We start from the raw sequence: 25,250 nt of genomic DNA, 5'->3' as shown, positions 1-25,250 counted from the left end.
AAGTTAACGCTAATACGCGTAATAGTGTGAATCCTTAGCGGCGATTTTAATTATCCCCGACAACCACGTCACGAAAGAGGTGTATTATGGAAGCCTATAACAAGATTCTTGTTCCTATTGATGTCTTTAGCAGCTATGAACAAATTATCGAGCGTGCTTTAAAACTAGCCAGCAGCCCACAAGACATTCATTTGTTGTATGTTGCGTATCCGCAGACCAATCTTGAGCCTTATGGTTTGTTTCTAGAGCGCGATTTCTCAGATGAAGTAAGAAGCCAAGCGCTGAGTAAATTAAGAGAAATCGCCGAGGTTTACAATATACCGACTAGTCATGCCAATGTTGAGATAGGTGCACCTGCTGATGAGATTCATCATTTGGCGGATAAAATTAGTGCCGATCTCATTGTGATTGGTACCCACGGTCAAAGCGGTTTGAAACTCCTTTTAGGCTCCACCGCGAATGCAGTGTTACATGGCGTTAAGGTGGACGTTCTTGCCGTCAAGGTAGAATAAGCAAAGGCGAATAAGCGCAGCAAGTAGGGCGCAGAAAATGCACGTAACAACACTGTAACTTTTATAGGTTACTGTGATTAATCATGTTCTTAATTCAACGTTACTATGCCACCTAAACGAACGGGACTTTCGCGGTTAATTTTTGCTACAGGTTATTCAATAAATGGCTTAAAGGCCGCCTTTGCCAGTGAAGCTGCAATACGACAAGAATGTATTGCCATGCTTGTTCTTATACCTTGTGCATTTTATTTAGATATACAACACGTAGAACGTTTACTGCTACTCTTTTCGTTATTTATTGTTTTTATTACCGAATTATTAAACACTGCTGTTGAAAAATTGGCCGACCATGTCAGCACAGACATGCATGAACTTATTGGAAAAGCCAAAGATATCGGCTCAGCCGCAGTATTCATAAGTTTGATAATGGCGGCCACAACCTGGGGGATCATCCTGTTTTAACGACGATCCCCAGGTAGCTAAGCCATTTAGGTAAATTACCTTGATCTGTGAACCTACAGTGGTTTGGCTCGACGGCCATCTTTCAAACTCTGAGACACGAGTTCTAATATTGTGCTATTGAGGTTCTTAATGTGAGAGCCATGCACTCGCGTATCGCCTCCTTTTTCTCTGTCGGTAATTTTGAATACCACATCTTCATCCTTAGAATTCACAATAACACGGACGTATTCGTCTTCACTGGCATCTTTGCCACATAGCGGAACATGGATATAAAGGGGTTCGCTATTGACTGTGACATAATCAACCACTTGCTCTTTGCTTTTGAACGCAGGTTTTTTCTCTGGATGTAACGACCAAGAGTTAGAGGGAACCACCAGTTCGCCTAATAGTTTTGCGTGAGTTTCTTTAACACCGTTTTCCATATCCACTCCTTGTTTATGTTCATTTAACTAGTACAGCGGCCTTGATAAGGCTGATACCTACTTATATCGCTGAGATATAATGAGTACGGCGCTATGTAGAGAATGGATTTTTTAGGTTTGTACAGGTGGGAACAGTAACAGATTAGCGTTTGAATTTTTGAGACAATTTTGCCATTCCACCACGCTTTACATTGGCTTGCTGAGTGTAGTGACCGGGCATATCGGGTGACTGCCAACCGCCTGCAAGTTGAAGTTCAGGCAGGGTTGCGCCTTCTTCTGCTAACGATACCGCTCCGCCAACGCGACCACTGTGAGGAGTAATATTTTCGTTTATACCCGCACGCATCGCAATGCGTTTCCAGATTCTATAAATAGACGAGTAGTTTAATACTGGAGCAGACGAACTTGTGCCTGAGTGTTCATGAAGTGGGAGTAGGGCATGCCCGTGATTACTCACCCGCCTAAAAAGAATCCCCTTATTAATTCTTCTGGGGTCATCTGCGTGTCTAGGTTCAAGGGAATCAGATTGCGTATTGGCTTCATTAATGTATTCATCAATCATATTAATAGTGCTGTTGGAAATATAGCGAAAACTTCCTTTCCCCGTTTGATCAGCTTTAGAGGACATAATTAACAGTGCATTATTGCGCCTTTGTATATGTGGTACACAAACACGTACCACTTCATCCGCCCGCAACAAGGCATCGAACATCAGGTTTACCAACGCTAAATCACGCATTTCTAGCAAGCTATCGGGCATTATTTTATTATTGATAGTATCGAGCAGCTCGATGGTTAAGGGCACAGCTTGATTACTCGAGTATTGAAACTTTTGATTCTCGATAAGTGAAAGGCGGATAAAGTCACGTAAATAGACGGAATGAATGATTGGATTTGGTAACTTCGTAATGCCAAGGAATTTACTCAGTGCAGACAAGCGACGCTTGATGGTTCTGTAGGCGAGGGGAGATTGACACAACGTCTCTACATACCGTTTTATACATTGCTCATTGTGTGAGAAATCGTGATTGAAGCCGCCGATAGCATGCTGCTTGCAAAATATGGAAAACTCATTAAAGTCGCTAATGTATGCGCGCTGCGTATTTTTGGGTAATTTGGTGAAGATATCTTTAAAGTAGGCGTTAACTGCTTTTTCGTTATCAAAGGCATCAAATTGAGACGTATCTGCCAATGCTGAATGAGTTCTTGATGTAGATGTAAACCTAGAAATATTCGCCATTTTTATTCTAACTAATTGATTTGTATATAATTTCACGCATGATAATGACAGTTATCATGCGTGAAAATGAATGAAACAGTACATCGAACGCAATTAACTGTATGAATTTACAGTATAAATAGCTTTTCCTATAATATCAAACGCTGACTATTTAGGTGTCATATACGCGTTTCTACGTAAAATCTTGTACGTGGTAGCCTTACTTTGTTCTCAGATTTCACGTAGCGACGCCTAAATTACGTACAGTTAATCGAACTAAAATCTTTGCCACTTAGCGCTGTTAGTTGAACCCGCATCCACTAAAGCAATGTCAATATCACCCATTTATCACTATCTAGATAATTAGATTGAACAACTTGCTATTAAGCCCACCTTTGTAATTAAAACGATAGAAATGCTTATGAAGGGAAGGTTTATCAATTTATATCCGCTTAAAGAAAGAAGAATTAAAAATACATACGTTATCTTTCTTTTTCGTTATTTACCTGAGCCATAAAATACTGAATCTCTAATATCAATTTTTAATCTACAGATAAAGTGAGTGATTATGATTTTGATAAAATAAGCCATGCATAAATACAATTTAAGTTATTACTGCTTGACCGCCGACGCAACAATATAATTTCGCATTAAATAACCCTAGCATCCTCACGTAACGTCTAGAGCTAACAATGAGTGATGATTCGAGATAGACATTTAACCTAGGCAATCGCCAATGAAAAATCCAATGAATAAAATGGTGAAACTAGAGAATGGTAAATTACATAAGCGCTAAAAATAATATTTTTAACCAATTAAAACTGAATGAGTAAGCCATTTCATCATTGGTATTTAAAACGCTTTATTACGTCTTAAATGATTAGGTTATTAACATACAACGGCAGAACGTATTTTACCTACCTTAATTAAGAGAAAGGGTAAAACTACTATTATTATTAAATAATAGAAGACTCAATGTAGCACCTAATGGCTAGACACCTTTTTAAATACTTTTATACTCTATTTAACATAATATACATTATGAGAAATTTAGTGTATGGAGGTTTAGGGGCGTTGATGCCAGTATTATTAGTTGGTTTGTCGTGCGTGATGGCTTACATACTTTTTTGGCATAGCGTCGCGCTGTGTTAGCCAAATGAAATAAAACGTGCAGAAAATGTGGTTAGCTTAATTAACATAATATGCGTGAGATTTAAATCTGAGTGATAAGTGGCGGCATTGCCTCTCACATTTTACGTAGCTGAATGGTTTGAATGAGCGTTGTATTGACTGATGTCATTGCTCGTTTTGAATGAACGCCCAAAGACACAATGCATAATTAGAAATGGCATAACGTCTAACTAACAGTGAAAGAAAAGAAAAATGGATTTACTCCTAACTATTGGCTGCATAATTTGGCTGAATAATAACGGGCACTTGTAGCTAGCAATCTGTTTTTTAAAACCTACAGATAGCATTTTATTTTAAGAAATAATGTTTTTCTAACGTAGCAATATCATCTTCAAAGCTTAGTTTTTTCAGGCTTCTTTTATAGGTACTTTTGGCAGTATTGATTGCGTTTACGCTCACATCTTCATCGGGTAATTTAGATAACGCTTCTAATGATTTGAGTAATTGAACAGAAACTTCAATCATATTCGCGCCGTCCCGCGCTATAGGTGTAAAGGCGTCATTAAACATATCTGCGGTATTAAGTTTTGGTACGGTAACATTTGTGTACTTTTCTAATTGCTTATTTTTATCACTGTGTTGAGAGTCTTTCTTTTCGCTGTGGTTAACGTTGTTGTTTTCTTTACGTGACCAATATGTCAGCAAGCGTGTGTAGCTGCCAATAATGCTTATGGCGGTGCCTGGGTCGTTAACTGACGGCGATAACGCTCTAGCGCCTATTTCCGCCAATACAATAAGACCAAACCTAGGATCGGCCTCAAATGAACGTTCGTCACCAATATTGAACGCTGATATTAGTGTGCCTTTTGAGGCAGTGATTGCACCGTGCTTCAGTTGCTGGCCAGTAGCGGCGTTCGATTCTATATACGCAAGAGGTTTATCAGGGGTAACAAAATCTCCGGGTAATACTTGAATGTGCACCCGCGCATTGTTGTTACTGGCCCAGGTATGGGCTTTGGGAATATCGACAAGTTGTACGTACCCTATTTCGTCAGTAAAAATGGGTTGTGCCCCCTGCTCTACTAACGCGTTTATGTTGGGGGGGATGGTGCCCGCTAACCTTGGGTTGTTAATACGATGGTGTATGGCTTTGCTAGCAGCATCTTCTACCTTCTTCACGGTTGACCCTACACGCCCTAGCCTAGCAACGCTGTCTACCCAGCGGATAAACGTGAGTATAACCACGGCAAAGACAATACCTGTAAGAACAAACAGTAGAAACACGCCAGCATCAGCAAAAAAGGCGTTTTTTGCCGTAGTTAGTGCCACCACGCTGAATATAAATGCGCCTACAAACGTAGATAATGCGTTTTGTGATACATCATCAGCAATCAGTAAGCTGACAGATCGCGGTGTTGATGAGCGACTAGCCGAGGCATACGCGTTCACCATAGTGCCTGCAGAAAAAGTGGCAATGACCAACATGCTTGAGGCCATTATTGACAGCAAGGCTTCCACCGACGCTTGATCTATAACTGGTAAATGTTCGGCAATGGGGAGTCCATCTGCAATTTTCGCTGTAAATACGGCCGCGATGGACAATACGCAAAAGGTTAAGGGCTTTACCCACAAACGCTCTTTAAAGCGATATACAAGAAAGCGAAATTTATCTACTGATATGGGTGCATCCATGGTGACTTCCTTTATATGACAACGGTATTTCGCGTTGTGGGCGTTATTTGTTTCTACGGCTATTACCCGAACATCGTTTAGAACAGTATTTTACCTGAGCCCAATTTTTCTCCCATTTCTTACGCCAAACAAAAGGTCGCAGGCACACTGGACACATTTTTTCGGGTAGTTCAGACTTCTTCATTATTCTCTAGTTTATTGATAAAGGCATTGGCGTGTGCTTTCATTGCATCAATATTGTCGTCTTTCATACGCTCATAGGTTTTATATATCATTGCCATACGTGGGTTCCCCTTTAGCTTTTCTTTTTGTTGGCTAATGAAATTCCAGTATAAGTAATTAAATGGGCATGCTTTTTCGCCGGTTTTTTTAGAGACGTGATAACCGCAATTTTTGCAGTAGTTAGACATCTTGTTGATGTAACTGCCGCTAGCAACATAGGGTTTACTGGCTAAGTGGCCTCCATCACTGTACAAGATCATTCCCGCGACGTTGGGAAGCTCTACCCACTCGTAGGCATCGGCATACACTAAAAGGTACCACTGCTGAACGTCGTTGGGGCTTAACCCTGCAAGCAAACAAAAATTACCAATAACCATTAAGCGTTGAATGTGATGTGCGTATGCATTGGCTTTGGTTTCTTTAATGCACTGGCGCATACAGTTCATGTTGGTTTGTGTATCCCAGAAGAATGCGGGAAGACTACGGGTGTGGTTAAAGTAGTTACCTGTCTTTAGTCCCGGCATGAAATACCAATAGAAACCTCTCACGAATTCTCGCCAACCAAGAATTTGTCGAATAAACCCTTCTACAGAGTTCAGCGGCGCGGTGCCTGCGTAATACGCTTGTTCTGCTGCGCTTATACATTCTAACGGGGTTAATAGCCCGCAATTTAGGTAAAGCGCTATGTGTGAATGGTATAGCCAAGGTTTACCTTCAATCATGGCGTCTTGATACTGCCCAAATTGAGGTAACCTTTCGTCAATAAAGGTGTTTAAGACTTGAAGGGCTTGTGTGCGGGTGACCGCATAATGAAAGGGTGTTAGGTCGCCAAAATGGTCATAAAAATTATCTTCAACCAGTGATATTACTTCTTGTGTAACAATATCGGGGGCAAATTTTGAATGCAGGGGAACCTGTTCTGTTGCGCTCATGGGTTCTCTATTTTGAGCGTCATAATTCCACTTCCCACCTACGGGGTTTTTGCCTTCCATTAAAATCCCATGTTTTCTGCGCATTTCCCGGTAAAAAAATTCCATACGATACTGCTTACGACCGTCGGCCCACTGTTTAAATTCGTCAATGGTGGCCAAAAAACGTGGGTCATCATCTATGGTAACAGGTACATTTAATACCTGTTGCCATTGCTGCATGCTTTTGTATAAGCGGTATTCGCCGGGCATGGTAACTTTCACGTGGTCGAAGCTACCCTTCGCTAAGGTATGTTTTATTTGTTCAAGTAAACTGCCTTTGTTTTCTGCTGAGTCATATTTTATATAGGTTACCCCAAAGCCGTGTTCTGTTAACTGCTTTGCAAAATGACGCATCGCACTAAATAAAAAAGCGATTTTCTTTTTATGATGTTTTACATAAGTAGCCTCTTCTTTCACTTCTGCAAGCAAAACGCGATCGTTCGCTTTATCCGCCTGACTGAGTACCGGTAGACTTGGCGTGAGTTGGTCTCCAAGCACAAGAATAAGGGTTGCCATTCACCTACCCCTTTAATTGTTGAAACGCATCTAAAGCACGTTCGCGGGATGCTTTTAAATCGACAATGGGTTTGGGGTAATGGGTACCTAGTTCAAGGTTTGCTTCTTTGGCAATAATGGGTGGCGTTTCCCATGGTTTATGAATGTATTTATCGGGTAGGTCTTTAAGCTCAGGGCAATATTTTCGTACGTACTTACCTTGCTTATCAAACTTTTCCCCTTGCAGTATGGGGTTGAATATTCGGAAGTACGGTGCCGCATCGGCGCCGGTGCCAGCTACCCATTGCCAACTTGCACTGTTGCTTGCTAAGTCAGCATCAAGCAAGCAGTCCCAAAACCACTTTTCTCCCTCATGCCAACTCAGTAATAGGTTTTTTACCAAGAACGAGCCCACGATCATTCTTACGCGGTTGTGCATATAGCCGGTTTGCCACAACTCTCGCATGCCTGCATCTACAATAGGAATGCCAGTGTTGCCCTGCTGCCACGCTCGTAATGCTTTGTTATCACTTCGCCAATTAAATTTATCAAACTTTTCGTTAAAGTTTTTATTCGGCAAGGTGGGGAAATGAAACAGTAAATAGTAACTGAATTCTCGCCACCCTAATTCACTCAAATAGGTATCTATGCTTTTATCTTCTGAATGACCAAACTTGTCTTTGATGGCATACCAAATTTGGTTAGGAGAAATTTCTCCAAAGTGCAAGTGAGGAGAAAGTTGAGATGTGCCGGTGACAGACGGTATATCCCGTTTATCTTTATACGATCTAGCCCCTTGCTGAATAAAAGTAGCAAGCTTGTCTGCCGCGCCTTCTTCACCGGGGTGCCAATGGTTTGGAAAGTTAGAAGCCCAATCCAGTGATGGGAGCAGTGTCAAACTATCAATACTATCACCTTTATTTTTTACATCAGCATAAGTGATACGCGAAGGCGTTGATTCTGGGTAGCGTGGTGGCTCTACATTTAAGCAGCCTTTTCGATAATAAGGCGTAAATACTCGGTATGGCGTCTTATCTTTCTTAAGCACCTTCATAGGCTCCCACAACAAGGCACCGTTAAAACTCTGAGGTTGAGCCCCCTTTTCAATGAGTTTTTTCTTTATGGCCTTATCGCGATTTATTTGCCAAGGTTCATAGCAACGGTTCCAGTATATGTGTTTAACATCGAAGGTTTCCATCAAGGATAAGACTATCGTTTCAGCATCGCCTTTAAAAATTTGCAAGTGGCCGTTTAGTCTTTTATTCAGACTGCTGAGCGAGTGATGCAACCACCACTTACTGGCCCCTCCAGGCTCTCGTCCGTCTGGCGTTTTCGTGTCGTAAATATAAATGGGAATAATGTTTCCCGACGCGCAAGCAGCATTCAAAGCGGGGTTATCTTTCACTCGCAAATCCTGCCTAAACCACATGATGCTTACTGGAACCGTCACAATTTTTCCTTTTTTAATGAGTCTTTATTAAGGTTTAGTTCGTAGTGTTTTAATCAACAACCTGTCTTCTACGTTTTAATGGGGCGTAAAGATCCTGTAGTTAAAAATAAACCTGTGATTATTATGGATAATATAAATACTCAGCCTGCGAACACCGCCGAATCACACCTTCGACAGACTCGTGGTCTATTTTGGTTCAGATACGACCTTCGCTTACATGACCATGCTGCACTAGCGGCAATGACTCGCTTAGTTGACGAAATGACCCTTGTGTATATTCTCGATGAAAGCTGGTTTTGTCCAAATGCTTATGGCGTTCAGTCAATGGGCGAACACAGATATCAATTTTTAATGGAATCGCTTTCAGACTTACATAACGCATTAACCAGTGTAGGGCATGAATTGGTTGTTATCACGGGTAATGTGGCCGAAGTGCTTGTTGAATTATTGACTGAAAATAGCTTTAGTCATCTAGGTGTTAGTCATTACGGTGGCTTTAATGAGGTTAAAGAAGTCGACGTTATTCAGCAATATTTCCCAGCGGTAACCATGGTCACTGGCAATACGTGTTCTTTGTACAGTCCCGCCACACTGCCATTTGATGTGAACGACACTCCCGATGTGTTTTCGCCATTTCGCCGCAAAATTGAAAAACACGGCGTGAATATTCCAGCGTCAGATGATGTTACCCATTGGCCATTGTCTTTCACACCTCGCATGAATAAATCCCGTACGATGACGTTGAGTGCGCCACCACAACTTGATGACGAATGCACTGAAACTTTTACAGGAGGAGAGCGTGCCGCCCTTGCGCATTTACATCGCTATCTCTTTGATTGGAAAGGTGCTTCAACTTACAAAGAAACCCGAAACAGCCTCGATAATTGGCGAGACAGTACCAAGTTATCTCCTTGGTTAGCCATTGGTGCCTTATCACCTAAGACGGTGATGAGACAACTGTTTGCGTTTGAAGAAAAGCACGTTAAAAACGACTCTACTTATTGGATTTATTTTGAATTACTTTGGCGAGAATTCTTTTTCTGGTTACAACAAAAACATGGAAGTAAGTGGTTTGCCTATTCAGGCATTCATGGAAAGCAGCCAAATACCAGCCACGACCCTCAGGCATTCTTATCATGGTGCAATGGCACTACGGGTTACCCCATCGTTGATGCTTGTATGCGGCAACTGGCAAAAACCGGTTTTTTATCTAATCGAGGCAGGCAAATCGTCGCCAGTTGTTTTGTGCATGAGCTGCGCCAAGACTGGCGGTATGGCGCAGCTTGGTTCGAGCACAAATTAATTGATTTTGATGTAGGGAGTAATTGGGGGAACTGGCTTTATCTCGCTGGCGTCGGGAGTGATCCAAGAGGCCATAGGCAATTTAACTTGCTTAAACAGACAGAAGCCTACGACCCCAAGGGAGAATTTTGCAATAAGTGGCTGTCATAGATACCTCAGAGGTCACGTTAATTTGGTTAAAGCGTGATTTACGACTACGAGATCACGAACCTCTTTATCGGGCGATACAAAATAACGAAGCTATTATTTTGTTTTACTGTTGGGAGCCTAGCCTCATTAGCGACCCGCATATGTCTGATCGGCACTGGCAGTTTGTACACCAGAGTTTAGAGGCCATAAACGCGCAAGTGCCGGCTTCAATAAGCGTATTGCAGCTTCATATGGAAATGTTGGCGGCATTGGACTTTCTTAGCCAACATGTTGGGGTTACGCGTATCAGAAGTCACCAAGAAATCGGCGTTTCGGTTACGCATAACCGAGATTTGGCAGTGGCCGAGTGGTGTACCCGGAATCAAGTGACATGGCATGAAGCCAAAAGCGGCGCGGTTATCAGAGGATTGCCGAACAGAAAAGCGTGGCAAAGTCATTGGGAATTGACCATGCATGCCCCTACTCTAGACCCTGATTTATCCCAAGCTAATTGGTTCCCTTGGCAGCATCTTCCAGTGATGAAAACCCGTGTGTATCAACCCTCGCTAGTACAACATGCTCTAATGCAACCCGGGGGGGAACCTCGCGGTTGGCACGTCATGCATCATTTCTTTAAAGGTAGAGGCGAACGGTACCACCGCGATATTTCTGCACCGCTAGCTTCGCGCACGTCCTGCACACGATTAAGCCCCTACATCGCGTGGGGAAATCTATCGATTAAGCAGGTTTACCAGTTTGTTGTACACCAGAAGGCAGCGAAAGAACACACGACGAAATCGTGGCGAAGCGCCATTAACGCCCTGCTCTCGCGGTTACACTGGCATTGCCATTTTATTCAAAAATTTGAAAGTGAACACGACATGGAGTGTCGGCCTATTAACAAGGCATACAACCAATTTCCATACATTGATGGCCCAGAGGCAGAGCGGCGCTTTTACCTTTGGAAAAACGGACGCACAGGCTATCCGTTGGTCGATGCCTGCATGCGGGCGTTGAAAGCCACGGGCTATTTGAATTTTAGAATGCGTGCCATGGTTACCAGCTTTTTATGCCATCACTTAAATGTGCATTGGCTAAAGGCTGCTCACTATTTAGCGAGCCAGTTTTTAGACTTTGAACCAGGCATTCATTATCCACAAATTCAGATGCAGGCTAGCGTAACAGGCGTCCACACTGTTCGCCTGTATAATCCTCATACGCAATCTCAACGGCTAGACCCTAATGGAGAGTTTATTAAGCGATGGGTGCCAGAGCTTTCTCTGTTGCCTTCCGACGCCTGTCATGCTCCTTGGATGTTAGGTCCGTTAGAGTGTGTGATGCTAGATTTTGACCTTGTTCGTGATTATCTACCGCCCATTCTCGACATTTCTTATCACTCAAAGTTAACGGCTGACCGTTTATGGCAGTACCGAGAACGAGACGATGTCTTACAAGAAGCGCAACGTATTGTTAGGCGTCATACATTAAGCCATAGCCCGTCTCGACAATGGGTAAGTCAACAGATGCGCAAAACGAAATGATCATTACGCTCGGTGCACTGTTACGCTGTGCCATGAGTTTCACTATTCATGACATCATGAGGGCTAGCGGTTATTTTTTCTTAACCACTCATTTAACAATTTAATTTGGCCACACTTGTACGCGGCATACATTAGCCTTACTGAATTAGACACTGCTTCACTGTCACTCCATCCGGTTTTTTCGCGAATTTCATCGTAGCAAAGCTTTGCTTCTGGCGAGACATAACCGCGAACCAGTTTTTTACCTGCTTCTCGTTGGCGTTCACGAAAGCGACGTTGCTTATCAGCGTTCGCTTTTGCTTTGTCTTTTACTGTACTTTTTTTGGTTTTTTCTGTCATAGTAATCACAAGCTCGTTAGATATTCGAGTTTACCATGCGTTTTTGTGAAGAAAAATGACTGTTCAGAGTTGTTTGGCTTACAAGTGTTCGCTAAATTAGCATCGTAATTTTTAAAACAACGAGTTGGGAATGTCAGAACAGAAAAACAGTTTTAATAGAGACGACCTTTTAGCCTGCAGCCGCGGTGAAATGTTTGGCCCGGGAAACAGTCAGTTACCTGCGCCAAATATGCTAATGATGGATCGTATTGTGTCTATAACAGAAGACGGCGGTGAGCACGGTAAGGGTGAAATTATCGCCGAATTGGATATTTCACCAGACCTTTGGTTCTTCGATTGCCACTTCCCTGGTGATCCCGTCATGCCAGGCTGCTTGGGCTTAGACGCCATGTGGCAATTAGTTGGCTTTTTCTTAGGTTGGAGCGGCGGTCCAGGTAAAGGGCGAGCGCTTGGTGTGGGTGAAGTGAAATTTACCGGCCAAATTTTACCAACAGCGAAAAAAGTGACTTACAAAATCACCATGAAACGTGTCATTAAGCGCAAGCTGTTTATGGGCATGGCTGATGGTGTGGTTGAAGTTGACGGTAGAGAAATCTACGTAGCGAAAGATTTAAAAGTCGGTTTGTTCCAAGATACCTCAAACTTTTAGCCAGTTTCGCTAAGGGCGCACACGTTGTTGCCCCTATAATGAAAAAAGCCCCGCTAGGGGCTTTTACATGCATAATCATTAAAAGAGAAGGCGTTACTTGACGCTCAGTCCTATGTGCCTATCCTCTACTGCCTCACGCCAGCCTCCTAACCATTGAGAGCGCGCATCGTTCTGTTGAAAAGGACATATGTCCTTAGAACGACCGCTAATTCCTGCCTGATACCCTTTTGAATGGGCGCGTGTCAGTTTGTCTCTTTTTTGTCTTTTCATTGATTAGCCTCTTGTCTTTGTTGGATGTGCAACAAAACTTTTCCTAGGCGCTCTACATCTATTTTGTCGATAGTGCCGGAAAATTTTTTAGTGCACACTACTGTGATAGTGCAATTGACCAAATGGTTCAAGATAAATTACAAGTTAAATGGCTTGACAAACCATAAGATGATGAAGATTTAAGGATTTTGTTGTTACACTTTTTATGCATAAATATTTCATTTTTTAAATGCATAAGTAATAAAAAAGCCGCTCTAGAAAGAGCGGCTTCAAAACAGGTTTCTTAACCCTTTTACTTGAACCAGCGTCGGCGGATGAAGGCCATACCAGCAAGTAGTAATAACCCTAACTGAGAGGAACTTGCCCCTGAGCGTTCATAAGGCTCATCCTCTTCTTCCACATCACAGTCTTCAATGGTGCCTGTCGAGGGGGTTAGTTTTACTGCGACAATTGAATCCACTTCTACCGTCTCACCTTCAGAGTTGATAATTTCAACCCCTGTAATATAGGTGCTTGCTTTCTTGATCCTCGCGTTAGCAATAATTTCGTCGTCATCATTGATATCCAACGCTTCTACTAGCTCATAGTCGCTATCACAAGAAATGAGATCGTTAAGGTCAGTAAATTCTTCGGTCTCAATGTCGTACATGAACGCATGTGTTTCGCGCAATGTATCTGACGTTGCTTCAATATCAGCTTTACCTACAATGATATTGTTGTTGTTAATCGCATTGGCAATAACCGCAGACGTCGTGAAAAAGCCATCGGGGTAAACTTGTTCTGTGGTGTCTAGGTTGTAAGCAAATAATCGCGCACGAGCAATATCGCTGGACGCACGTAAAACCGCACCTGTTACCCAATTATTGTCGTTAATGGCAATCGCTTGGCTAAGCAAGTTTTCTTCCCGTGGTAGTAATTCCACCGTTTCACCATCACGAAATACGGTGGCAACGCGTTCGCTCTCCGTTAACCCCGAAGAGTTAGGGCGAGTAATGGTAACCGTGTCGCCGGTTAAACCCTCACCCACAGCAATGCCTTGGTTATTAATATCATAAGCATAGGTAAAATAATGGGTTGTGCTGTCTTCATCAGGGTCGAACAATAACGGGAAGGTATCCGTACTAATGATGTCGCCATTAACGTCAATTTGCCAAATCGTAGCATTCACTTCTGAGGCAAGGATAAAGCTCGACATAAAGCTAGTTGAATTGGTAACGAAGTAACTTGAAATACGTGGCACGTTAAAGTCGCCAGCGTAGATGTTGTAGTAACAGCGCCCTTCGGGGATATCGCCACGCAATTCATCGTCTTCACAGATTTCGATGGCATCATCCACCGTATCTAGAAAGCTCACCGTACTAAACCCAGCCACTTGCAGGTTACTGTTAATGGCACGGGCAGAAGCAAAACCACCTAGCGTGTCATCAACGGGCGTTAAAATACTGGTGTTATTAGAGGATTGTACGAAGGCTTGCTGTGTTGATTCAGGATACGTGTAGTTGATGGTATTGCCATCTTCATCTTCGTATTCATCTAAAATAACCAGACCTGTTGAGTCGCCAACGATGAAGTTACCGTTTAAGCTATCTTGACCAATGGCTTCAACCGACTGCGTGTAATCGTCAAACTTGTCGGTGACTTCGTCCAGCCCTGGCACCAAATCAAAGTCGTTGGTGTCAGTCATATAGGTACGATAGCTCGTTAGCTTTTGCCCTACAGAGGCGCTTTGGTTGCTAATGAGGTAGCTTACAATAAACGTATAGTCAGCGTCAGTGAATACACCTTGACGTGCATCGTCTTCATTTTCTAACGAGCCGCCGTAGAGGTCGAAGAAGGTGGTATCGTCTTCTAATTGTTCCACATCTACCGGTGGGTTGTACTCCGATTCTACCGTGGCTAGCATCTTGCCAGCGTTATCAATTGAGGTGGCAAAGTAATTTCTACTTTTGTCCTCTAAAGGAAGAGGCGTCACTGAATAGGTTGCGGCTACGGCCGAAACACTTCCTGTTGCCAACAGAACGGCGGCGGCAAGCTGAGTTCGTTTCATCTAAAATCCTATTTACTGCTGATTATCTTCCAGCATACTTTCTAATTCATCCCAGCGCGAATACTTAAGGGCTAGGGCGTTTTCTTTATCTGCTAAGCGCGATAATGTTTCTGCAGTGGTGTCATTGTCCTGTCTAAAAAATTCAGGGTCATTCACTTGCAATTGTAACGCTTCAACGTCACTTTCCAACTGTTCTATGTCAGCGGGCAGTGTTTCTAGTTCACGTTGGTCTTTGTATGATAACTTTTTCGTCTTACGGGGAGAAGACTTATGGCTAGGACTATCACTTGTTGATTTAGTTTCATTCTTTACTTTAGCTTTTTCTTCTTTCGTCACAGCCTGACGTTGAGCGTCTCTTTCTTTGTACCAATTCTCAACATCCGTAAAGCCACCAATGAACTCTCTTAACTCCCCTTCTCCTTCAAATACCACACAGCTGTTAGCCACGTTGTCCACGAATTCTCTATCGTGGCTTACCAATAACACAGTACCTTGATACTCATTCAATAAGGTTTCCAGCATTTCCAACGTTTCTACATCAAGGTCGTTGGTGGGTTCATCGAGAACAAGAACATTGCTAGGTTTAAGCATGAGTTTGGCAAGCATAAGGCGGTTTTTTTCACCACCAGACAGTGATTTAACCGGTGCGTTTACGCGTTCAGGCGTGAACAGATAGTCTTGGAGATAGCTGATGACGTGACGTGGATGACCATTCACCATAAGATCACGCTTGCCATCACCTACCGCATCAATGACGGTTTTTTCTAAATCCAGCCCGTGTCTATGCTGGTCAAAGTAAGCCACTTCAAGGTTAGTGCCTTGTTTCGCTATTCCGTTATTAGGCTGTAGCTCACCAAGAAGAAGTTTAATCAGGGTACTTTTACCGCAACCATTAGGGCCGATAAGCGCGAGTTTGTCGCCTCTCATTACGTTGAGCGAAAGCCGTTTGACAATGGTTTTTCCGCCAATACTGTACGCAAGATCTTTGACTTCAAATACCATTTTGCCTGAGCGTGCGCCCTGATGTTGGCCCACCACGGCATTCCCTTGTACAGCGCGTCGGGCATGACGCTCCTCGCGTAACTTTTTAAGTGCACGAACACGCCCTTCATTGCGGGTGCGTCGGGCTTTTATACCTTGACGAATCCACACTTCTTCTTGGGCTAGCTTTTTATCGAATTCCGCATTTTGTGCCGCTTCGACTTCCAGGTCGTGTTGCTTCTTCTCTAAATAAGTTTCGTAGTTGCCGGGATAACTGGTGATTGTCCCTCTGTCTAAATCTACGATACGGGTAGCCATACTGCGAATAAACGCGCGGTCATGGCTAACAAAAACAATGGCGCCATTGTAGTTAGACAAACTCGATTCAAGCCAGCGAATCATTTCTATATCAAGGTGGTTAGTTGGTTCGTCCAGTAACAACAAATCGGGTTGGCGAACTAACGCGCGGGCTAAAGCCGCTTTTCTGCGCCATCCGCCAGATAAGGTGGATAATGATATCTCTGGCTCGAGTTTTAGCATGGTCAGGGTTTGTTCAATTTGCTGTTCAAACTGCCACGCATCGCGCGCTTCTAATATCTCTTGTAGCGACTGAAGTTTATTCAGGTTCACTTCACTCGGATCTTCGGCGACTAACCGAGTTTGATGGAAATAAGCTTTTAATGTTTCCCCAATATCTGCGAGCCCCTCAGCCACATAGTCAAACAAGGTTACATCGGTTGTTTGAGGCGGATCTTGTTCAAGCCGCGCAATAATAGTGTTATTTTCGATGATACGCTGGCCGTCGTCAGCAATAATATCACCCGCTATCACTTTCATTAGGGTGGATTTGCCGCTGCCGTTTCGGCCCACTAAACATACCCGTTCTTTTGGCTGAACCAGCAGTTCTACACCATCAAGCAAAGGGGGATTACCGTAAATAACAGTGATGTTTTTTAACTGCAAAATACTCACTGTAAAAATATCTCCAAGGTACTACTGTCAAATGGCCAACCTATCTCACGGTTATTGTCTGCACGTTTTAGTACGGGAATGCGTGCGCCGTACAAATGATATAAGTTGGCATCGTTGCGAATATTGACTTTTTCAATGTCTAACGCGGAATACATCGCGGTTTTGCTTAACTCTAATTCCGCTAAATCACACAAACTGCACTGCGGGCCAGTGTAAAACACTATTTTCATAACGTTAAAACCCAACATTGGTGGATGTTTCCTTTGCGGGCAAAGTCCTCTGGAATGGTTTCCTTGGTAATATTTTCTATTTGGAAACCTAGAGTTTCAAGGGCTGCGCTATCCAGTTTAAAACCACGTTTATTATTAGAAAAGATAATCGTGCCTTTTTCATTTAGGCATTTGTGCGCATGGGTAAGCATCATAATGTGATCTCGTTGTACATCCCATGTGCTTTGCATTCGCTTTGAATTAGAAAACGACGGTGGATCAATAAAGATTAAGTCGTACTTTCCTTTATGGTCGCTTAACCAGGTGGTGCAATCCGCTTGAATAAACGCGTGAGGGCCTTGCAGTTTGTTTAATGCGACATTCTTTTTTGCCCAGTCTAAATAGGTTTTAGACATATCTACGGTGGTCACCGATTTCGCCCCGCCCTTAGCGGCAAATACCGACACACTGCCTGTGTAGGAAAAGAGGTTCAAAACATCTTTTCCCTTCGCGAGTTGCATCACTTTTTGGCGGGTATTTCTATGATCTAAGAATAAACCCGTATCGAGATAATCGGTTAGGTTGACAAGAAACTGAGCGCCGTTTTCGTGCACCGTCATCATTTCGCCAGTTTGATTGAATTTCTCGTACTGCTTTGTACCTTTTTGTTGGCTGCGTACTTTTAATGCAATCTGTTTTGGCGAAACACCAGTAACGGTTGGCAAATACAACAACACTTCTTGCAAACGTTTACGGGCTTTGTCTTCTGACACGGTTTTAGGTGGCGCATACTCTTGCACCACAAGCCAATCATCGTATCGATCAATGGCCACGTTATAGTCAGGTAAATCTGCATCGTAAATTCGGTAACAATTGGTATCGGTCTTTTTAATCCAGCTTTTCAATCGTTTCAGGTTTTTCTTGAGTCTATTGGCAAACTCATGATCACCCGCATCCTCATTAAACTGCACCACGTTTTCTTCGTTCAATGCATAATTAACAAGTCGACACTCAAGCTTTCCATTATTCATGGCATAGTCTTTCGAGGCGCGAAGTTTAAGTACGCGTAATAAATCGCGGTTACTACTCAGCAAGGTAACATGCCAGCCTTTCCATGCTTCTTTGAAGCGTTTGCCCCAGTCATTGAAAAGTGGAATAAGTGAGGTTAATTCACCTAATCGTTCACCGTACGGCGGGTTTGACACTACAAACCCCGGAACGGCCGTGGGCGGAGAAGATTTTGTTGCATCTTGTACACTAAAGGAAATATCGCTAAACACGCCGGCAAAGTCAGCGTTAGCTTTTGCAATACTTACCATTTTACGGCTGGAGTCCGCTGCGTAAATGCCGGTTGCGGCGGGCTTTTGTGAAGCAAGGGCACTTTCAACTAAGGCATCCCAAATGGCGGCTTCGTGTCCTAGCCATTTGTTAAAACCCCAAAACTGTCGTTTCATACCTGGTGCAATATTGCGGGCAATATAGGCGGCTTCGATGGCTATAGTGCCTGATCCGCACATGATATCCGTAAGTGGGGCTTCGGTATTTTCCGTCCAGCCACTACGCATAAGCATCGCGCAGGCAATATGTTCTTTTAGGGGCGCATCACCGGTTTGTTGGCGGTAGGCGCGTTGGTGGAGACTGGCTCCTGCCATGTCTAGACCAATAATAACGTTATCCCTTTGCAGCCGCGCATAAACAGGGAAATCTGGTAATTTACGTTCGACAGAAGGTCGCGCCAACCCTTGCTCTACAAATTGATCCACAATGGCGTCTTTTATTTTAACTGCGCCAAACTGGGTATTTTTTATGGCAAAGTTGGTACCAATAAATTGTACAGATAAGGTATGGGATGATGCCATGTGTAACTGCCAGTCCACCGACATGGCCGTGTCATAAAGGGCATCGGCATCATTGGCTTTACCGGTAGCGAGTACCCAAATGACTCGGTTGGCTAGCCGAGACCACAGACAAAGCCGATAAGCGTCTTCTTTGCTGCCTTCAAACTGCATCATGCCTGGCGCTTGTTTAATTTGCGCATCAGGACACAAGGTCAGAATTTCTTGTTTAAGAAGTTCATCTAATCCGCGACTGGTTGTTACCAGAATAGTATTCATTCAATTACCTGATAGAGCGCACACCATGGTGTGCGCGATTTTGTCAATTTTGGTGTTTTTTTAGCGACAGTGTTTTGCCGCTATTATAACGCTTTTACAATTCGGTTAACGAGGCTTGGGCCTTGATAAATAAACGATGAGTACACTTGTACTAATGATGCCCCAGCATCCAGTCGGGCTTTTGCCGTTTCTGGTGAATCTATGCCACCTACTCCGATGATAGGGATAGCTCTGTCTAATGCGGCAGAAAGTTTCTTGGTAACATTTAAACTCATGTCAGTCAGTACGGACCCGCTAAGGCCACCGGTTTCGTCGCCATGCAGTAACCCTTTCACTTGCTCACGAGACAAGGTCGTGTTGGTGGCTATCACGCCGTCCATTTTACTGTTTATCAATGAGGCTGCAATGCTAGTAATTTCATCGTCGCTAAGATCTGGCGCGATTTTAATAAATAAGGGAACGTATTTACCGTGGGTTTGCGTTAAGGTTTCTTGTGCGGCTTTCAGCCCTGCAAGTAATGCATCTAGCGCTGCACCATATTGCAAATTTCTTAACCCAGGTGTATTGGGAGATGAAATATTGATAGTGACGTAGCTGGCATAAGGATACACCTTGTTCAAGCAAATGAGATAATCGTCTAACGCTTTCTCGTCTTCAGTATCTTTATTCTTCCCTATATTGATGCCAATTGGGCCTTTAAATTGCGCCGTTTTTACCTGTTCTACGAGGTGATCTACCCCTTTATTATTGAACCCCATGCGGTTAATTATGGCTTGTTTTTCAGGGATGCGGAATAACCGAGGCTTCGGGTTTCCTGCCTGAGGGCGAGGCGTCACTGTGCCAATTTCTACAAATCCAAACCCCATTTGGGCAAACGCATCGATACAATCCCCGTTTTTATCTAGCCCAGCCGCCAAGCCTACTGGGTTATCAAATGTGATCCCTGCTACCGTCACCGGTTTCTTGACAGTTGTGGTGCTATACATCCATTTTAATGGCGTATGTTGCGTTTTGTTTAGCCAGTTTATGGTGAAATCGTGACTTTTTTCAGGTTCGCATTGAAGCAGTAGTTTTTGCACTAATGATTGCATGGGTGTTTTCGATCACTTAATTGGTATAAAAAAGCCCTGATAAACAGGGCTTGAACATCTCTGAATGCGTGTATTCTAATGGTTAGACTTCACGCTTAAAAGCATCAATTCACGTAATGCGACAGAAAACTTCGCAAATTCGTGAGTTGTACTGGTTTTAAACTCAGACATCATGTGATACCAACGCTTCAACAACACCTGATTACTCTCAATCCATTCATCGAGAATTTGATCGGCATCGTCAATATCTGGGTTAGAGTGCAACAAATTTGCTGTAATTGAGCGCTGTTGCCAGTCAAGCTCTTCACGGTAAGATGCCCTGGCCAGGGCTTGCCAATGGTTACTGACCGCTTGGTTGTTGATTTGATCTAAGAACCAGTGAAGTTCTAAACGAGAGCCTAACTGGAAGTATAAGCGCGCGATAACGTCTGTGCTGTGTTTGTTCGAGCTAACCACTTGAGCTAAATCGAAACTTGAGAACATATTAGAGAAACTTGCCACCTTGTAAGCGATGTCTTGTGGTACACCTTGGCTCGCGTAGCGGCTGGTTTTATCTTCTAATTGGGTGTACTCCCCTTCGACTAAATAATCTTGTAGGTTCTTAGACAAGATTTCGAAGGTGTCTTTGTAGCTTGCAATGGCATCTTCAATACTCAGTGACTTATTGCCGTGTCTAATGTACCAACGCGCGGCGCGGCGCATAATACGTCTAGCTTCGTCTAGCATATGTAACTGCAATTTGGCATCAATCACATTGTCTAGGTTTTCAATCTGTGACCACAATTCGTCCATATTGAAAATACCGTGCACTATCGCGTAAGCGTCAGCAATTTCCTGCACACTAGCGCCCGTCTCTTCTTGTAATCTGAAGACAAAGTTAAGCCCCATGTCGTTAACCATATTATTGGTTAATTTTGTGGCAATAATTTCGCTTCGCAGCGGATGTTGCTGCATGTGAGATTGAAACTTCTGTCTGAGCACTTCAGGGAAAGCGCTAATGAGTAAGCGTCCATGATATGGGTTATCCGTAATGTCAGGAATATTCAGCTCATCTTTTAACACCATCTTGCCGTAAGCAATAAGTACGCTAAGTTCAGGGCGTGTAAGGCCGCGGTCTGAGGCCACCCTATCTGAAATTTCATCATCACTTGGGATAAACTCCAGTTCTCGGTTAAGCTGACCTTCACGCTCTAAGCCATGGATAAACCGCAATTGTTCTTTCAGCTGTTTGACGCCTGCCAATTCCGTGATAGAGATGGATTGCGTTTGGCGATAACAGTCTTTCAGTACGATACGAGAAACATCGTCAGTCATGTCATACAGTAACTTGTTGCGTTGCTTGAGGGTCAATTCACCATCGTTCACCAAACCATTTAGCAGAATTTTGATGTTAACTTCGTTATCTGAACAATCAACACCCCCCACATTGTCAATAAAGTCTGTGTTAACACGGCCGCCATGTGCAGCATATTCAATTCGACCAAGTTGAGTGAGACCTAAATTTCCACCCTCACCGACAATTTTCGCTTGAACATCTTGTCCATTAACCCGTAAATCGTCGTTGGCACGGTCGCCCACATCAGAATGGGATTCTTTTTTACTCTTAATGTAGGTACCGATGCCGCCATTCCAAAGCAAATCAACAGGCATTTTAAGAATGTTATGAATTAGCTCATTCGGCGTCATTGTCATTTGACGTGTGCCTAACCACTTTTTCATTTCAGGGGTTAGTTTAATGGATTTTGCAGCACGGCTGAATACACCACCGCCTTTGGATATAAGCTTGGTGTCGTAGTCTTCCCAGGTTAACCGTGGGTTTTCAAACAAACGCATACGCTCTTCGTAGCTAGCGGCCGCATCGGGATTCGGGTCAAAAAAGATGTGTAAATGGTTAAACGCTGAAATAAGCCGCGTATGCTTCGACAACAGCATACCGTTACCAAACACGTCGCCGGCCATATCGCCGACACCCACACAGGTAAAGTCAGTAGTCTGACAATCAATACCAATTTCTCTGAAGTGGCGTTTAACCGACTCCCAACCACCACGTGCGGTAATGCCCATTTTCTTATGGTCGTAACCAATACTGCCACCTGAGGCAAAGGCATCCCCTAACCAGAAACCGAAATCCTCAGCGATGCCATTGGCAATATCAGAGAATGTGGCCGTGCCTTTGTCGGCAGCTACCACTAAATAAGGGTCGTCTTCATCAAGGCGCACGACATCAACGGGGGGGACAATTTGGCCGTTAACAATATTATCTGTAATGTCTAAAAGGCTGGTAATGAAAATCTTATAGCAGGCTTGGCCTTCCGCTTGAATGGCTTCACGCCCTTCACCCACAGGAAGCTTTTTACATACAAAGCCCCCTTTTGCACCTACGGGGACAATGACCGTGTTCTTAACTTGCTGTGCTTTTACCAAGCCAAGAATTTCTGTTCTAAAATCTTCTTGGCGGTCAGACCAGCGTAAACCGCCGCGGGCGACTTTCCCACCTCTTAAGTGCACACCTTCTACACGTGGGCTATAGACAAACACCTCAAATTTAGGCAGCGGCAATGGCATATCAGGGATACGTTCTGGCGCCATCTTAAATGAAACATAGGATTTTTCGTTGCCTTGCGCATCATTTTGATAAAAGTTGGTTCTTAGCGTGGCCGACATCATATCTAAGTAGCGACGGATAATTCTGTCGTCGTCTAAGTTGCCCACGTTGTCTAATTGCGCCTTGATGTTATCAAGTAAGCTTTCTTCTTTTTTAGCATTGCGTTTTTTCGCGGGGTTAAAACGCACATCGAAGAAGCTAACTAACAAACGGGCAATGTCAGGGTAATTCGCTAATGTATTTGCAATGTAGTCGCGGCTAAACGAACTGCCGGTTTGGCGCATGTATTTTGCGTAAGCACGCAATATCGTGACTTTACGGCCTGTAAGGTTTGCACCTAGTATTAAGCGGTTGAACGCATCATCTTCGAGGGTGTTGTACCACACCTTCGCAAAGGCATCTTGAAAGAGTATTTGGGCATTTTCCATGTCAAAGTGTTGGCCACTTTTGTGCAACATGGTGAAATCCATTACCCAATTCTTTTCCCCTTTCGAGCATGTGATTTTATAAGGGCTTTCATCAATAACCCGCAATCCGAAGTTTTCCAACATAGGAAGTACGTCAGATAAATGAATGGGCTCTGCACGATGAAACAGTTTTAGTTTAACTATTTGGCTGTCGTTTTGCTCTTCTTGAGGACGATAAAACAGCATATCTAAAGTACGTTCGTCACTCAGTTGCTCAAGTTTACCAATATCTACAAGTGCAGCTCCGGGTAGGTTATGCTCCATGTAACTACGGGAAAACGCATTGTTATACTTGCGCTCTAAAGCCTTACCAGACGCTTCACCGTAATTTGCAGAAATCGATGACGCTAACCTGTCATTCCAGGTTTTGGTTAATTCAATGATGTTTTTTTCGATTTCCTTCACGTCATATTCCGCATTGTTATCTTTCACTCTGGCGATGTAATGGGTGCGTGCGTACACGGACTCTGAGAAGAAGGTGGTAAATTCAACTTCTTCTTTTGCACCCAGCGAGGCTTTCAATAATGCTTGTGTTTCTTTACGCAACTGCGTGTTGTAGCGTTCTCTAGGTACAAATACCATGCACGAAAAGAAACGACCGAAGACATCTTTGCGAATAAATAGCCGAGATATACCCCGTTCTTGCATCTGAAAGATACCCATAACAATTTGAGCCAGTTCGTCCGCCGGTGTTTGCAGCAGTTCGTCTCTCGGGTAAGTTTCAACAATGTTTTCAAACGCTTTAAACGCATGTGTGCCTGGCTCAAAGCCTGATAGTGCACAAATTTCTTGCACCTTTTCTTTCAAAATAGGCAGTTGCGTTACACTCATGTTGTAGAAAGACGCAGAGTACAAGCCTAAGAAGCGGTGCTCGCCTACGACATTGCCGTCTTTGTTAAATACTTTCACGCCTACGTAGTCCATGTAGGCTGGACGGTGAACACGTGAACGTGAGTTGGTTTTCGTCAGAATAAGCGGGTGGTCGCTTAATGCTTCTTCTCTGGCAGAGGCAGGTAACTTGGAAAGCAAGCGTTCACGGTCGTTAATTGAGTTTTTCAATAGCCCTAGACTGGTGTCGTTAGCGGGGATCCATCTGTGGTCTCCCTCAATGGCTTTCACCTCATAATAGCGATAGCCCATCATGGTAAAGTTGTGATCGCTCAACCACTCTAAAAAGGTTTTGGTTTGTTTTTTGTGGGCAGCAGATACCGGCCAGTTAAATTTAGCCGTGTCTTTAATCACCGTCTGCAGCTTACCTGTCATATCTTGCCAGTCAGCCACGGCCAGCGACACTTCATCTACCACGGAATGCAGCTCTTTGGTTAAGGTCTCGATATCAGACTTACTTGTTTGCCTGTCAACCTCAATAAAAATTACCGTTTCTTTGCGTGTACCTTCAAGGGTTTTACCCGGCTCGGCAAAAGCAGAGACTTGCGCTTTGTCATTTCGCTTAATCGCAATAGGGCTGTGTAAAAATAGATGGGCCGTGATATTAAGCCGGTTAAGAGACATTCTTACCGAATCCACAAGAAACGGCATATCATTGACAATAATTTCAACAATGGTGTGGCTTGAATGCCAACCGTGTTTTTCAATTTCAGGATTAAACACACGAATGTAGGGGGCCGTGCTTTTAAATTTTGCCAACCCACTCCATAGGCTGAGTGTGGCACCGTACAAATCGCTGTCGTTGCGGTTTTCTAAATCATCATTAGAAATGTTTTTATACAACAGGCGGCCGAATTGCTGCACAAGAGACTTCTGCTGCGCATCCACTTTTTTATCGATAAGTGAATAAACGTTATCAAGCAGTACTGAGTGTCGCTGTGAGTTGACTGTCATTAGTAAACCTTATAAATGTCGTAAGTGCTGAGTTACAAAGCTATTTTCGCTAAAACGAACAGTGAATTAAAGCCCTTTTTAACGTCATATTAACAGCATAGATAACTATGCAGAAA

19 protein-coding genes are annotated in these 25,250 nt (G+C 43.5%); 5 read left to right on the top strand and 14 right to left on the bottom strand.

Annotated elements, in window-relative coordinates; all coding sequences use genetic code 11:
• The first annotated feature begins 86 nt into the window (after window positions 1–86).
• Window positions 87–512, top strand: a complete 426-nt coding sequence (locus tag EP13_RS09885; protein WP_044057150.1) for a universal stress protein — start codon at window positions 87–89, stop codon at window positions 510–512.
• 105 nt (window positions 513–617) lie between these two features.
• Complete coding sequence (locus EP13_RS09880) at window positions 618–974, top strand: diacylglycerol kinase (protein ID WP_044057149.1); 357 nt, start codon at window positions 618–620, stop codon at window positions 972–974.
• A gap of 53 nt (window positions 975–1,027) precedes the next feature.
• Here EP13_RS09880 and EP13_RS09875 read toward each other — a convergent pair whose 3' ends face one another.
• From EP13_RS09875 to EP13_RS09855, 6 genes are all read right to left on the bottom strand, one after another.
• Window positions 1,028–1,396: a hypothetical protein gene (locus EP13_RS09875; protein ID WP_044057148.1), complete on the bottom strand. Its 369-nt coding sequence runs from the start codon at window positions 1,394–1,396 to the stop codon at window positions 1,028–1,030.
• A 142-nt stretch (window positions 1,397–1,538) separates the two neighbouring features.
• The gene (locus EP13_RS09870) at window positions 1,539–2,636 is read right to left on the bottom strand and encodes a tyrosine-type recombinase/integrase (protein ID WP_044057147.1); all 1,098 of its coding nucleotides are present in this window, start codon (window positions 2,634–2,636) and stop codon (window positions 1,539–1,541) included.
• A 1,458-nt stretch (window positions 2,637–4,094) separates the two neighbouring features.
• Window positions 4,095–5,438 carry a DUF2254 domain-containing protein gene (locus EP13_RS09865; RefSeq protein ID WP_044057146.1) on the bottom strand — a complete coding sequence of 448 codons (1,344 nt, stop codon included), beginning with the start codon at window positions 5,436–5,438 and terminating at the stop codon, window positions 4,095–4,097.
• 43 nt (window positions 5,439–5,481) lie between these two features.
• Entirely contained in the window at window positions 5,482–5,622 is a 141-nt protein-coding gene (locus EP13_RS19100; RefSeq protein ID WP_081869487.1) for a DUF2256 domain-containing protein, read from the bottom strand.
• The gene (locus EP13_RS09860; protein WP_044057145.1) at window positions 5,609–7,147 is read right to left on the bottom strand and encodes a cryptochrome/photolyase family protein; all 1,539 of its coding nucleotides are present in this window, start codon (window positions 7,145–7,147) and stop codon (window positions 5,609–5,611) included. The genes EP13_RS19100 and EP13_RS09860 overlap by 14 nt, the downstream gene beginning before the upstream one ends.
• A 4-nt stretch (window positions 7,148–7,151) precedes the next feature.
• Window positions 7,152–8,576, bottom strand: a complete 1,425-nt coding sequence (locus EP13_RS09855) for a cryptochrome/photolyase family protein (protein WP_044057144.1) — start codon at window positions 8,574–8,576, stop codon at window positions 7,152–7,154.
• A 123-nt stretch (window positions 8,577–8,699) separates the two neighbouring features.
• Here EP13_RS09855 and EP13_RS09850 point away from each other — a divergent pair, with 123 nt between their 5' ends.
• Both EP13_RS09850 and EP13_RS09845 read left to right on the top strand, forming a co-directional pair.
• Window positions 8,700–10,028 carry a DASH family cryptochrome gene (locus tag EP13_RS09850; RefSeq protein WP_044058887.1) on the top strand — a complete coding sequence of 443 codons (1,329 nt, stop codon included), beginning with the start codon at window positions 8,700–8,702 and terminating at the stop codon, window positions 10,026–10,028.
• A complete protein-coding gene (locus tag EP13_RS09845; protein ID WP_044057143.1) occupies window positions 10,016–11,548 on the top strand; it encodes a cryptochrome/deoxyribodipyrimidine photo-lyase family protein in 1,533 nt (510 codons plus the stop codon). Before EP13_RS09850 ends, EP13_RS09845 begins: the two co-directional genes overlap by 13 nt.
• A gap of 63 nt (window positions 11,549–11,611) precedes the next feature.
• On the opposite strand, the gene EP13_RS09840 is transcribed toward EP13_RS09845, so the two are convergent.
• Window positions 11,612–11,887 carry a hypothetical protein gene (locus tag EP13_RS09840; protein WP_044057142.1) on the bottom strand — a complete coding sequence of 92 codons (276 nt, stop codon included), beginning with the start codon at window positions 11,885–11,887 and terminating at the stop codon, window positions 11,612–11,614.
• Between the two features lie 130 nt (window positions 11,888–12,017).
• Between EP13_RS09840 and fabA the strand changes: the two genes are divergently transcribed.
• Complete coding sequence (gene fabA, locus EP13_RS09835; protein ID WP_044057141.1) at window positions 12,018–12,536, top strand: 3-hydroxyacyl-[acyl-carrier-protein] dehydratase FabA; 519 nt, start codon at window positions 12,018–12,020, stop codon at window positions 12,534–12,536.
• A gap of 93 nt (window positions 12,537–12,629) precedes the next feature.
• Here the strand turns inward: fabA and rmf are convergent, their stop codons facing one another.
• The 7 genes from rmf to EP13_RS09800 form a co-directional block, all read right to left on the bottom strand.
• Window positions 12,630–12,806 (bottom strand): ribosome modulation factor, encoded by a 177-nt coding sequence (gene rmf / locus EP13_RS09830; protein ID WP_044057140.1) that lies wholly within the window; start codon window positions 12,804–12,806, stop codon window positions 12,630–12,632.
• A 292-nt stretch (window positions 12,807–13,098) separates the two neighbouring features.
• On the bottom strand, window positions 13,099–14,853 hold the full coding sequence (locus tag EP13_RS09825; RefSeq protein WP_044057139.1) for a DUF3466 family protein: 1,755 nt from the start codon (window positions 14,851–14,853) through the stop codon (window positions 13,099–13,101).
• A 12-nt stretch (window positions 14,854–14,865) separates the two neighbouring features.
• Entirely contained in the window at window positions 14,866–16,806 is a 1,941-nt protein-coding gene (gene uup / locus EP13_RS09820) for an ATP-binding cassette ATPase Uup (RefSeq protein ID WP_044057138.1), read from the bottom strand.
• Window positions 16,803–17,036 carry a glutaredoxin family protein gene (locus tag EP13_RS09815; RefSeq protein ID WP_044058886.1) on the bottom strand — a complete coding sequence of 78 codons (234 nt, stop codon included), beginning with the start codon at window positions 17,034–17,036 and terminating at the stop codon, window positions 16,803–16,805. The genes uup and EP13_RS09815 overlap by 4 nt, the downstream gene beginning before the upstream one ends.
• Window positions 17,033–19,129, bottom strand: coding sequence for a bifunctional 23S rRNA (guanine(2069)-N(7))-methyltransferase RlmK/23S rRNA (guanine(2445)-N(2))-methyltransferase RlmL (gene rlmKL, locus EP13_RS09810; protein ID WP_044057137.1), 2,097 nt, complete (start codon window positions 19,127–19,129; stop codon window positions 17,033–17,035). Before rlmKL ends, EP13_RS09815 begins: the two co-directional genes overlap by 4 nt.
• Before the next feature lie 83 nt (window positions 19,130–19,212).
• Window positions 19,213–20,220 carry a quinone-dependent dihydroorotate dehydrogenase gene (gene pyrD / locus EP13_RS09805; protein ID WP_044057136.1) on the bottom strand — a complete coding sequence of 336 codons (1,008 nt, stop codon included), beginning with the start codon at window positions 20,218–20,220 and terminating at the stop codon, window positions 19,213–19,215.
• A gap of 75 nt (window positions 20,221–20,295) precedes the next feature.
• The gene (locus EP13_RS09800) at window positions 20,296–25,134 is read right to left on the bottom strand and encodes an NAD-glutamate dehydrogenase (protein ID WP_044057135.1); all 4,839 of its coding nucleotides are present in this window, start codon (window positions 25,132–25,134) and stop codon (window positions 20,296–20,298) included.
• Between the last annotated feature and the right edge of the window lie 116 nt (window positions 25,135–25,250).

Source organism: Alteromonas australica (assembly GCF_000730385.1).
Lineage (GTDB): Bacteria > Pseudomonadota > Gammaproteobacteria > Enterobacterales > Alteromonadaceae > Alteromonas > Alteromonas australica.
Note: the sequence above shows the minus strand (reverse complement) of the source record. Positions and strands in the feature narration are given on the sequence as shown.